An 11,229-nucleotide genomic window follows, 5' to 3' on the forward strand; every position below is an offset into this window, starting at 1 on the left:
CCACCGGTGGAAGCGGTCAGCGCTTCCGGCGAGGCAGTAGCGGCCGCCAGTTGTTGCCGCCTGCTGTCCCCTCGGACCACATGACGGTCAGGCCGACGGTCGGAGTGTTGTACGAGCTGACAATGAGGAGCCCGAAGTTGCCGTAACCGAACTCGCGTTGTGCACGCCACTCCGCGTCGTGGCGTTCCTCGCCATCGTCGAGAAGCTGCTCACCGATCCGCCGGCACTCGTCGATGAACTCCTTCTGCTGCTCCGCGGAGATCCCTGCGGAGGTGAGAACACTCTCGACGGTCGGAAGCTCGGTTGCGTCGAGCATGGGATATACGGTGGCATCGATCCCGAGTTCAACGAGTCGTGCACTCAGCCCCGCCTTACCTGTCGGGAAACCTGCGGTCGTGACGACCGCGATGCGGCCCTCGAGGATGGCGCTCTGCAACTTCGGTCCGAGCGCAGGGCCGCGCTCTTCGTCGAGGTCTTCCGTGGGTTCCACGCCCAGCCAAGCCTCGAAGATACTGATGGCGGACGACCCTCGGCCGATGATGTCGTCGACGAAGATGACGGGCTTGCCCGATCCGAGGGCGGCCTCGATGGTGGAGACGGTGTAGCCCAGATCTTCCGCGGAGTCGCCGAGATGGTAGGTGTGGATGGCCGAGCCGTCTTTGGGCTCGCCCAGCGGGGCGACGTGTGCTTCAGCGAACTCCGGATGCTCCGCTGCGAAGGTCCTCAGTGCCTCGTTCGCGTCGGACCGGGAGAGCATCTCGTTGAGGATGGACGTCGCTGCGCCATTGTCCGGCCCCATGTATCCGAAGAGGTTCTTGGTGACCTCTTTCAGCTTGGCCCTCGCGTCGTTCTGGCTGAGGAACGCAGGCTGAGGGCGCAGGTCGCCGGGCAGCGCGTCGTAGAAGCCTGCATCCCCCAGGTCACGACGTGTCGTATCCATCGACTTGCCGCCCACCTTGGCGTACGAGCGCATTTCCTGCGGAATGCGGACGTCGTACATCGTGCGGGCGCTGACCTCAGCGGCGATGTGAACCATGTCCATGATCTCGCGAGGGGCGAAGACGAACCCGACGTCCTTGGTGTTGACGTAGGCATCCGCCCAGCCTCGATTCTCCGCCCGCACCTTCTCGACCTTGAACACTCGCTGGTCCTCGATGAGGAACGCGCGACTTTGGTCCGACTCGGAGCCGCGACCGGAGCTGGTGGGTGGGTCGACTCGAATGTAGTCGTGCAGGTTCCCCGGGAGTTCCGTCAGCTGCCCAGCCCTACCGAGGTGCGCGGCGATGGTCTCGATGTGAGTCACCAGCTGTAAGACGAACGCGTCGCGTCGCTCGGGTTGACCGGACAGTTCGCGGATAAACCGCTCGTTCGCTTCCCGGGCCGCGGGATCCGTGCTGTAGGCGTCGAACGGCATCTTCTGAGCGAAGGCGAACGCTCGCACGAACAGGTTCCTGTCCCGCAGGCGTTCCAGGATTTCCGCGGCTGACGCGAGCTTCTCCTCGGGCAGCGGCTCGGTCTCAACGAAACCGAAGGACGTCCGTCGTATCTACCGGGCGGCTTTGGAACTCGAGCAGGAGACGCGGGGCGGCCACATCCTGCACGGAAGCGCTCGCGACATCGCGTCCCATGTTCTCGGGGCGCTCGGCGTTCCCGCGATGCTTGAGGTCATTGGCCGCGGTGTCACCATCATGGGCGAGCGCGCGGCGACCCGCGCGAGTGAGAAGGCAGCGCGGATCGCGAATCGGTTCGCCGCCGTCAGCCTGCTTGTTGCGTTCATCGCGGCCGTGCCGGCGGTTCCCAGCATCCTTGATTTCGTCACTGAGCAACAAGCGACGAATCCGGACGTCACCGCCTGGGGTGTGGTGAGCGAGCTTTTAAGATCGCCCCTTCAGCTCTCCGTCGTGCTGCTCGCGGTGTTCGCGGGAGTGATTCTCCTGAACCTCGGCATCCTTGCCATCAAGGTCGTGCGCATCCTGTGGTCGTTGCGTAAACGCGGCCGCGCATCACAGGTTCGCGGGTGGAGGATCTTTGCGTCCGACGAAGATGATGACCATGTTCTCGCCGACGATCCGAGTCCGAACACTCGTCTTCCGGCGAGCTCGCGCTGAATCAGTCGCCCGAGCGTTTGTACTCGATCTCCTGGCGTCGGCGGACGGACGAGTCGTGTAAGCCTGCGACGCAGGTAGATAGAACGAAAGAGGCGGCGCTCGTCACAGAACGAGCGTCGCCTCTCTTCGTGGTCACCGTCAGCGACGGTGGAACATCACAACCCACTCACCCTCTTGCACCGTCTCGCCGCGCTGGTTCACGACCTTGACGTCGAAATTCACGATGCCACGGTCCGGCTTTGAAGCGGACGGTCGCACCGATGCGACGGTGAAGTCCTCGTCGTCAGACGGATCCGCCAGGTTTCGGGCGCCTGACACGGGGTTCGTCCTCGTAGCCAGCGCTCTTCAACTGCGCGGCACCGCACTCCACGTCCCGGCGATACGACACGATGCCCGCCGCGGGGTAGCCGGGGTCGATGCGCCAGAGTCGGAAGCGTTGTTCGGGGAGTTCTTCGACAATCCATTCTCGATAGTGCTCGCCGTCGAACGGCACGTACGTTTCGAAGTACTCGTAGTCGTTGCCCGCATCATCGGTGGCGATGAGCTGAGTTCGCTGCCGGTGTTCAGCCATGGCGAGAGCGTAGCGTCTTGCGTCTAGCTGCTCCAAGATGCTGCGTCATGACGGGCTTCCAGGAGGACGTCCTCTAGGTGACCTGCACGTATCTGCTCGATGGCGTTGGGTTCTTCATTTCCCTTTCTGTCGGTGAGTCGGGTGTTGAGCCATTGCGCCCATGTCCATCTCGACCCGGTACCGGTGGCCAACACTCGGAGGACCTCTTGCAGTCCATCGACGACGCGACCGTCATGGACTTGGAATGCGGGGTACAGTAGCGTTCCCTCGACTGTCTCGAGCTCAAGGATCATCAGGGCGTTCGCGGCGGTCGCGATCTCCGCCTCAGCCCATCCGAGAGCGCGCGCGAGCGAGGCAACGGTGTAGCAGGGCCCGATGACCTTCGCCCAAGGGTTCACCGCTTCGTCGGTCACGATTGTGCCGCCGCGGTGCGGATGTCTCGGAGTGAGGGTGTCTGCATCCTGAGAGTTCGCATGTCGAGGATCCCGAGACTGCCCTGCTGAGTGTCCCGGCCCATGCTCGCCACCCGTCGGCCGTCCTTCGTGGCGCCACCTCCCGGAACATGCATGTGTCCGTGCACGAGCAGTTCCGGATGGACAGCGTTCCACACCGTGGTATTCGTGCTGCTCGCTGGCGTGGTCGCGAACACGTTTGACGTAGCGACCGCGTTCCTGTTCGTCGGAGCGGTTGTCGCAGCGGGATCGCTGCTCAGCACTAGCTTTGCCGGAGCTGCTCAAAGTGAGTCGAGCTCAGCAAGACACGTGGGTTGAACGTGCTCGAAGGGCATCACCACTCGCACGGCTACGCTTCTCCCATGAAGGAGAACCCAGAAGGAATGAAGGCGTTGTACGCGCAGGCGCGAGCGAACCTGGATGCTGCGGATGCAGAGTTCCGTCGCACTCATGCGGGGCTTCCGCTGGACGTTGTCATCGCTGACTTCGCGTCCCACGGACCGCCGCTGCAGTTAACCGAACAGCAACTGCACGACTACGCAGCTGCGGTATCGAACGGCGAACCGTTCGAGTTTCGCCTCACCTAGGGCAGCAACGCGAGGAGCGGCGGAACCTGGGTGGCGAGCAGATTCGCGAGCGTTCCAGAGGTCAGATCACCCAGGAAGCCGGCGATGGCTCCGAACGCCCGTCGCACTCTTGACGCGTCCTGCTCCTGCACACCCTGACGAGCGCTCTCCATCTCCGGGGCGAGCGCCTGTTGAACCTCTGCGGGCATGGTCGGCGATGCTTGGCTGAGAGCGTCCAGGAACCGGGTGATGTCTTCGGTCCAACCGTTGTTCACGGTCAGGTTCTGGTTGGCGTAGTCACCCATGGCGACGTTGGCGTTACCGCTGACGTTCGTCGTGAAGTTCTGCACAGGGCGGCCGGCTGGCGGAGCGTCGTGCACTGAGCGGCCTGATTCGATGGTGTACCGACCCTTCGCCGTCAGCCGGGGGCGTAGGGGTGCGCTGTACTGCCACGCTGTTTGGCCCTCGATGTAGGCCGCGTCGAGGAGACGTGCGCCGGCCTTCTCGAGCTCCTTCGCTGTAAACGGATTGCCGAGAAATGCCGGGTTCGTTGCGAGGAAGTCATCCGGGATTGGAGAGCGGTCCTCATGCTCGATCTGGATGTAGAGCCAATTCAGGTAGTCATCCTGCAATTGCTTGACCCGGAGTACCGGATTGTCACGGTCCCGCGCGAACGCCGCTGCCTCTTCGCGTCCTTCTGGGGTGAGGCTCACAAGCCAGGGCATGTCGCCCGCAGTCCAGGAGGCGTCAACGAGCCCGCGGTGCTGCAGGTACTTCACGTGCAGGCCGAACGTGTGCTCTGTCAGCTCGGGGTGCGTGTGCTGCAACGCACTGAGCAACGCGCTGGGTCCGACTGCGGGCGCGCTCGCGCCCTCTGCGAGGGTGAGCACGTGATGAAGGAGGAGACCCCGGATGGCTTCGTCGGGTGACTGTGCGGACATGTGGTGAGAATATCGCCAACCTCCGACTGCTTGCGCTGATCCACCCCACGGAGTGCGTCGGGCTACTTTCGCACGGATGTCGAGGCATCGTGGAGTCGAGGGAGCGACAACCGCTGTGATTCACCTCCCCGCCCGCACCGAGTCCTCAGCGTTTGCGAGCTGGTCCGCGTCGCTTGTTCACAGCCCTGACCTGGGCGAGGAGTTCCGCGTCAGATCTGTCGTACAGGCGACGTAGCGCAAGACCGAGATATCCAGCGCCGCTGAGCACATCAGCGGTGGTGAGTTCGTTGTTATGGGACCCGCTGTTGCCTATCCACTTGACGGCTTCCAGAACGTCGGCGACCTCAGGGTGGATCGCCCGAAAAAGCTCAAGACGCTGGTGCGTTGTCAACCGCTCCTTCTTGCTCCTCTTGGTGAGCGTCCACCGCTTCACCTTCTTCGCAGTCAGGAGTTCTTCGACAGCCTGGCGGAGCTGGTTCGCGGCCGCGTTCGGGTTCAACCAGATGATCGCGCTGGCGGCGCGCACCGCGTCCTGGACGGTGTTCGGCGTGCGCGTTGGCAAGTCGATCAGCACTGGGGCGGGGTTCAAGTAGCGCACGAGGTACTCGTCGGAGAACGTCTCGCGGTAGTTCTGTTCATCGAAGTCAAGAACGTATCTCCAGTCGCCCGCGACCGAGACAGCCTGCCCGCAGGATGCACGAGTGCATGACAGGTGACCATCGAATGTGCCGGAGAGCTCGCCAGGAGGTTCCAAGTTTCGATGCACGAGTTCGACGAGCTCATCCGAGACCTGATCCTTGTGCGTATCGAGGTTCCCGGGCTCGAGCGTGGGATGCCCGCACCGGGGGCATGGGTGGTGGGGCCAGTCCGCCTCACGGAGCCAGGTGCCGAGCGGTTCGAGAGCATGATGCACCTATCGAACGTACCGCCCGGTGCGGGCGTTCGACCGTCCTGCTGGCTCGTCGCAGTCGCCGCGATCTACAACCCGACGACGACGCCTTCGACGGATCCGCCGGTCGGATCCGGAACGTTCACGTACACCTGCGGTGGCGTCCAGGCTGCCCTGAGCCAACGGCGGCCCTGATGGCTAGGGCCTAGCGCGAAAGCGTCGACTCTTGAGGCCACTCCATCAGCGAGCAGTCGCTGGGTGAAGAGCAGACGAGCCACCGGGCGCAGGATGGAGTCGTCGAGGTTTGCGCTCCGGATTTCTTCGAAGGGGTCAATTGGCTGTGCGAAGTGACCTGCCCGCGTGCCGAGCTCGTTCGTTCCGAATAGTCCGTCGGACAGTGACCGCCGGAGTATCTCGTCGGCGCTGATCCCGTTGACGCTCATCGGCATCCGATGCGAGCTTCGCTCGCCGGCTGCCAGGGTCAGCTTCTCCTCGTGGCGCGCATTCGACACGGTGCGCGTCGTGAGGTCGGTGAACTGTACGGAGCGCGCGTCATGCGGAGCGGCGAACGCCACCGTCGAGCGGCTGTCTCGCAGCCTCACCAGCTCGGAGTGGACGGCCGGGCTCAGGATGTCCGCGGTGACAGTGATGGTCTTTCCATCGCTAGTGAGCTCTTTAGCTCGGAAGATCGTCCGCCCGACGCGTACCCACGGCGCGAGTTCTTCCGACGCGAGGTCCCTCAAGCGTCGCTCCACCCGTCGACCCAGGTCCTCAGCGTTGTGCCAAGGACTTGTCGTGTAGAGGTTCCGGAGGCCGTTGATGACATCGCGCTGGGTGCCGTCCATGTCGCCCGATGTGTCACCGTTCACGAACAAGCAGAGTCTGAGGCCGTCACGCTCTGCCTCGAGCAGTTCAGTGTGAGTGGCTGAGTTGCCGTCGGCCATGCGCATGCCGTACCTCGGACCGAACAACCCCACGTAGATCTCCGAGGAGCGCACACCGGAGAGATATGCCTGTTCGGCAGAGACGTCCTGGGCCCCAAGATCCTCTTCGAACATCACCGGAACGGCTCCGACCGCCTCGATGGCCGCCCGAACCGCTGCGCGCTCTGCGGTCATCCCTCCAATTAGGCTCGAGACGAAGATGCGCCGCCCACGAGCCCACACGCGGATGTCATCATCGGAGGCGACCATCGAAGCGGAACGCTGGTCAACGATGAGAGAAGCCTGGGTCATAGCAACAGTTCACCACGAGAGTCGGACGCCGTCCACGCCCGGTCGACGACGTCCGAGCTGAGAGGCGACGCGGTGGCTACATCGCGCATAGACAAGAAACTGCCGCGAAAATCGCGGAAGACTCGGGAGTAGTCGTCGGGAAAATCTTCACGAGAAGTCGGAAGACAACCACGAGAAGAAATCGTTATACCACGCACACAGCTTTCGTGAATAAAATTCCGCTACTCTAATTCAAGACAGGGGGCAACATGACACTGATTGGTGACCGCATCGCGCGGCTCCGCGATGACATCGGACTGACGCAGGCCGATGCATCGGCGCGCTCTCCGATCTCTCAAGCGACGTGGAGTCGCATCGAGTCAGGGGGCAAAGAGCCGCACCTGGGTGAAGTTGTCGGTATCGCAGCAGCGCTCGGCTGCTTCGTGTCCACCGTGCTCGGTCACGGCGACACCCTGGATCAGTTGCAGACTGCAGCTCGCACTACCGGTACACCAGCGGACGATGCGAAAAGCGTCGTCGAAGAGCTTGGCTTCTACCTTGAAGCGAAAGCTCAGCTGCGCAACGCCGGCTACATCGGGTGACAGCTGAAGCAGACGGCCAGCACCTCGCAGAGAGGGCCCGTCATGACTGGAGCCTGGGGCTCGCGCCCATCGCCGACGTCGCTGCACTTCTCGAAGAGACAGTGGGCGCTGACGTCCTCATCATCCGGATGCCAGACCACCACGACGGCTTCACTCGACGGAACCCGCAGACGGGGGACATCATCGTCGCCGCGGCGGCAACCGATTCTCCAGAGCGGCAACGGTTCACGCTCGCGCATGAGCTGGGACACATCCTTGCGGATGATCTGCACGACACCCTCGAGACCGTGCACACGGCAGGTGCGTCCGAGACTCGTGCGCACGCGTTCGCTCGACACTTCCTCGCACCTCTCGACGGCGTTCGACGCCTGAAGGAGAAGCACACCGGCGCCGAGCTGGTTTCCGAAGTCATCCGTCACTTCGGCGTTTCGCCCAAGGTGGCCGGTATCCAGCTGGGGCGTCTTGGCCTTGATCCCGCCGGCAAAGAGGCGGCCATGTCGAAAAGTGCCGCGTGGTACGCAACTCGCTATGGATGGGACTCGGAACGTGCGGGTGAGGTGGCCGCCGCGCGGATGGAACGCCCCCCGCGGTCCATCGTCGCCGCCGCGACCGCTGCGTTCGAGGACGGTCATGTCGACGACGTCATGCTCGCCAGACTTCGAATGAACGCAGTCTCGGTCACCGACGAGCTGCTGAAGGATGCTGGCATCGAAGTCGTTCAGCCAAGAGTGGAAGAAAGATCCTTCGACGCGGGCGACGATGACTGGTAATCCCCTCATCATCGACGCGGGCCCTGCTCTGAATTTTCTTGCGGCAGGCGAGCAGGACCTGCTTTGCGATGTCATCGACCTGCGCGAGCGCACGCTTCTCATGCCTCAGACCGTGCACGATGAGATCCACAACAAAGCCGAACGTGCGAACGGAGCAAGGTTTTCAGCATGCCCCGGACGGCTCACCTCGCTGCTAGAGGCTCAGCGCATCCAGATGCTTTCCGACGACCCTGAAGACAAGAACCTCGTTCGTCAGGTGGAGCGAGTCGCGGGCATCCCTATGATCCGTCGCGTGAAGGAACCGAAGGATCTCGGAGAAACCCTCGTCCTCGCTCATGCGCTACGGATGACCGCGGACGGACAGTCAGTGGTAGTGCTCATCGACGAGAGCGAAGGGACGAAGAAGGCACGAATGTACGGGTTGAAGGTCCTGACCACCGTCGGCGTGCTCGTCGCCGCTGCCGGCTACGGGCTCGTTCAAGACCGTGGCGAGATGCAGAGCAGATACGAGTCCATCGCGCAGTACGATGACGGTCTCCCGGGATGGGACCGCGACGCCAACCGTAACCAGCTCGCAGACAAGCGGATCTATCTCGCGCATCAACAGAAGTACGCGACGAAGAAGTAACTCCGCGCAGTAGCTCTACTGCAATCGCCGCCCGCCGCGTACATGGTCATCATGGCCCAGAAGACCGCGCATGGAAGTGCTGTGAACACTTCAACGCTGCCTCCGGGCTACGAGCACGGCACCACGCGGGCCTACGCTCACTGCCGTCCGAAGTGCGCCGAGTGCCGGGCCGCGAACACCGCCGCCGCGGCAACACGCCGAGCAAAGCGACTGGCGGAGGGCATGCCCGACGCAGCCCACGGGACGCCCAGCGGCTACACGTTCTGGAACTGTCGCTGCAAACGCTGCAACAAGGTCGCGCGGACGTCATCGAAGACTCGCACCCGCAAGCCCCGCGTGAAGCCCGAGCTCGCCGCGATGCCGACCAACGAACACGGCACCACGCGAGGCTACAACCACTGGGGATGCCGATGCGTCCTCTGCGGATCCGCCGCGTCGGAAGCTCGTGCGACGTTGAAGGCCCGCAAGCGCGCCGCCCACGAGGGCCCCGTTCGCGTCAAACGCTTCAGCTACCGCATCCACCCGGAGCCCAGCGCGGTCGATGAGCTCCGGCGCGTCTTCGGATCGTGCCGCTTCGTCTACAACTCGTACATCGCCCTCGCACGCGACCGGTACGCCGCCGGTGAGCCGCACCCATCGGGCTACGACGCATCGAAGACGCTCGTGACCGAGGCTCGGAAGAACCCCGACACTGCGTGGCTCGGCGATATCTCTCACTCGGCACTAAGCGCGGCCGTGCACGATGCCGCCGCTGCCTATCAGCGGTTCTTCGACTCCGCTGGCGGCAAGATCCGCGGTCGCCGGATCGGACGCCCGCGCTTCAAGTCTCGTCGCAGCGCCCGCAAGTCTGCTCGATTCGCCGAGGACTCGTTCACCATCCGTGGTGGGTGGCAGAACACAGGGCAAGGTGGGGGTCGCCTGCACCTTGCGAACATCAGTCAGGACATTCACGTCAATTGGCACCGACCCCTCCTCGGATACCCGAGTGCTGCGACCGTGCGAGAAGATCCCGATGGAACGTTCTGGGTGTCCTTCGTCGTCCGCGTCCCCATGGAGAAGCCGAAGCAGCCGACGCGGCAACCACGCGCCGCCGGCATAGACGTCGGCCTCAACGACTACGCCGCCATCACATACTCCGACGGCAAGCGCGAGAAGATCGTCAACCCCCGTCACTACCGCCAGGCCGAGGACCGTCTCCGCCGCGCCGACAAGAACCTCTCCCGGAAGACTCCCGGGAGCACCAACTACGCGAAGGCGAAGCGAGCGCGAGCTCGTGCACATCGTCGCGTGGCAAACCTCCGTGAGAACCATGCCCGTCAGCTCGCCTCGAAGCTCAGCCGTGAGAACCAAACGGTCGTCATCGAGACCCTGAACATCGCTGGCATGGCAAGCACGAACATGGCCAAGAGCATCAACGATGCTGGCTGGGGACAGTTCCTCTCGTTCCTCGAGGAGGCGTGCGCCCGGAAGGGAGTCGACCTCGTCAAGGCGCCGAGGTTCTTTGCCTCTACACAGATCTGCTCGGTCTGCGGTGAGAGCGGCGGTAAGAAGCCGCTCGACGTCCGCGCCTGGCAGTGCGACTCCTGTGGAGTCAGCCTGGACCGCGACTATAACGCCGCGACCAATATCCTTGCCGCGGGGCCCGCGGTCTACGCCTGTGGACGGGACGTCAGACTTCAGCTTGCTGGAGCCGTCCCGCATGAAGCAGGAAGCCACCGATCCGAGGCGTCCACGGGCGTATCTCGCAGGCGGAAGCGTGCCGTTGGGCGGAGCGTGCAGGCAAGTTCAGATCCGCGGAAACTCAAGGGTTTCCGGGGTGCCGTGGAAAATCGGGGAGCTTAGCGTGGAAAGCGCCGAGAACCCCGTTTCACGAGCCCTACTCCCGATTGGGATCGCGGATTTCATGAACCACCCCACAGCGGGTGAATTCATGAAAGAGTCGGTCAGAGTCTGACCGACTCTTTCGTTTTCCCCCGCGAACGTCGACAGAACGGTCTCAGCGCATGAGCCCTTGGATGCACACCGCCGGACTGATCGTCGTCCGGATCGTCCTTCCCGTCGCACTCGTCCTCGTGGGGCTGCTGCTTCTCTGGTACGGCGTCGGCATCGCGGACAGCGATCCGGGAATCGCCTGGGTGATGATGGCGGTCGGGGGAGCGGGCGCCTTGTTGTCCCTCTTTCTGCTCTGGCGACTCAACAACGCCCGCGGGCGCGAGGATTTCCGGTGGTACGTGGTCCCCGAGAACGAGGAGATGGACGAGGACGCCGCCCCGCCGGAGCTGCTCTCGGACGAGGACAGGGAGCGCCTCACCCGTGAACTGGCCGAGGTGAACCGCCGGTGGCGAGAGGCACTGGAGGCGGGTTTCCTCTCCGGCGGCTCGCTCGCCGCCCACGAGATCCGTGCGGAACTCGAGGAGCGCGCCGCGGCTCTGCGCCACCGACTCGGCCTGTCCGCCGAGCAGGAGAACTGACTCACGTCCTCATCCTG

At 63.7% G+C, this 11,229-nt stretch carries 13 protein-coding genes; 7 read left to right on the forward strand and 6 right to left on the reverse strand.

Going from position 1 to position 11,229, the window contains the following annotated elements:
* Nucleotides 1–16: 16 nt before the first annotated feature.
* Nucleotides 17–1,414 (reverse strand): phosphoribosyltransferase-like protein, encoded by a 1,398-nt coding sequence (locus AC3B5L_RS00225; RefSeq protein ID WP_490096024.1) that lies wholly within the window; start codon nucleotides 1,412–1,414, stop codon nucleotides 17–19.
* Nucleotides 1,415–1,559: 145 nt separating this feature from the next.
* Here AC3B5L_RS00225 and AC3B5L_RS00230 point away from each other — a divergent pair, with 145 nt between their 5' ends.
* Complete coding sequence (locus AC3B5L_RS00230) at nucleotides 1,560–2,108, forward strand: hypothetical protein (RefSeq protein ID WP_490096025.1); 549 nt, start codon at nucleotides 1,560–1,562, stop codon at nucleotides 2,106–2,108.
* Between the two features lie 283 nt (nucleotides 2,109–2,391).
* On the opposite strand, the gene AC3B5L_RS00235 is transcribed toward AC3B5L_RS00230, so the two are convergent.
* Together AC3B5L_RS00235 and AC3B5L_RS00240 are read right to left on the reverse strand one after the other, a co-directional pair.
* Nucleotides 2,392–2,679, reverse strand: a complete 288-nt coding sequence (locus AC3B5L_RS00235) for a hypothetical protein (protein ID WP_490096026.1) — start codon at nucleotides 2,677–2,679, stop codon at nucleotides 2,392–2,394.
* Nucleotides 2,680–2,702: 23 nt separating this feature from the next.
* Complete coding sequence (locus AC3B5L_RS00240; protein ID WP_490096027.1) at nucleotides 2,703–3,092, reverse strand: hypothetical protein; 390 nt, start codon at nucleotides 3,090–3,092, stop codon at nucleotides 2,703–2,705.
* Between the two features lie 401 nt (nucleotides 3,093–3,493).
* On the opposite strand from AC3B5L_RS00240, the gene AC3B5L_RS00245 reads away from it, so the two are divergent.
* A complete protein-coding gene (locus tag AC3B5L_RS00245; protein WP_490096028.1) occupies nucleotides 3,494–3,718 on the forward strand; it encodes a hypothetical protein in 225 nt (74 codons plus the stop codon).
* On the opposite strand, the gene AC3B5L_RS00250 is transcribed toward AC3B5L_RS00245, so the two are convergent.
* The 3 genes from AC3B5L_RS00250 to AC3B5L_RS00260 form a co-directional block, all read right to left on the reverse strand.
* On the reverse strand, nucleotides 3,715–4,638 hold the full coding sequence (locus AC3B5L_RS00250; RefSeq protein ID WP_490096029.1) for a hypothetical protein: 924 nt from the start codon (nucleotides 4,636–4,638) through the stop codon (nucleotides 3,715–3,717). The genes AC3B5L_RS00245 and AC3B5L_RS00250 overlap by 4 nt on opposite strands.
* Nucleotides 4,639–4,783: 145 nt before the next feature.
* Nucleotides 4,784–5,551: a DUF4145 domain-containing protein gene (locus tag AC3B5L_RS00255; protein ID WP_490096030.1), complete on the reverse strand. Its 768-nt coding sequence runs from the start codon at nucleotides 5,549–5,551 to the stop codon at nucleotides 4,784–4,786.
* A gap of 65 nt (nucleotides 5,552–5,616) precedes the next feature.
* The gene (locus tag AC3B5L_RS00260; protein WP_490096031.1) at nucleotides 5,617–6,762 is read right to left on the reverse strand and encodes a DUF4062 domain-containing protein; all 1,146 of its coding nucleotides are present in this window, start codon (nucleotides 6,760–6,762) and stop codon (nucleotides 5,617–5,619) included.
* Nucleotides 6,763–7,010: 248 nt separating this feature from the next.
* Here AC3B5L_RS00260 and AC3B5L_RS00265 point away from each other — a divergent pair, with 248 nt between their 5' ends.
* From AC3B5L_RS00265 to AC3B5L_RS00285, 5 genes are all read left to right on the forward strand, one after another.
* Complete coding sequence (locus tag AC3B5L_RS00265) at nucleotides 7,011–7,343, forward strand: helix-turn-helix domain-containing protein (protein ID WP_490096032.1); 333 nt, start codon at nucleotides 7,011–7,013, stop codon at nucleotides 7,341–7,343.
* Nucleotides 7,340–8,113 carry an ImmA/IrrE family metallo-endopeptidase gene (locus AC3B5L_RS00270; RefSeq protein WP_490096033.1) on the forward strand — a complete coding sequence of 258 codons (774 nt, stop codon included), beginning with the start codon at nucleotides 7,340–7,342 and terminating at the stop codon, nucleotides 8,111–8,113. Before AC3B5L_RS00265 ends, AC3B5L_RS00270 begins: the two co-directional genes overlap by 4 nt.
* Nucleotides 8,103–8,741, forward strand: a complete 639-nt coding sequence (locus tag AC3B5L_RS00275) for a PIN domain-containing protein (protein ID WP_490096034.1) — start codon at nucleotides 8,103–8,105, stop codon at nucleotides 8,739–8,741. Before AC3B5L_RS00270 ends, AC3B5L_RS00275 begins: the two co-directional genes overlap by 11 nt.
* A gap of 51 nt (nucleotides 8,742–8,792) precedes the next feature.
* Nucleotides 8,793–10,583 (forward strand): RNA-guided endonuclease InsQ/TnpB family protein, encoded by a 1,791-nt coding sequence (locus AC3B5L_RS00280; RefSeq protein WP_490096035.1) that lies wholly within the window; start codon nucleotides 8,793–8,795, stop codon nucleotides 10,581–10,583.
* Between the two features lie 161 nt (nucleotides 10,584–10,744).
* Nucleotides 10,745–11,212, forward strand: coding sequence for an MCP four helix bundle domain-containing protein (locus AC3B5L_RS00285; RefSeq protein WP_490096036.1), 468 nt, complete (start codon nucleotides 10,745–10,747; stop codon nucleotides 11,210–11,212).
* Nucleotides 11,213–11,229: the final 17 nt, after the last annotated feature.

The sequence above is a fragment of the Microbacterium sp. C-MGS6 genome (assembly GCF_058140415.1).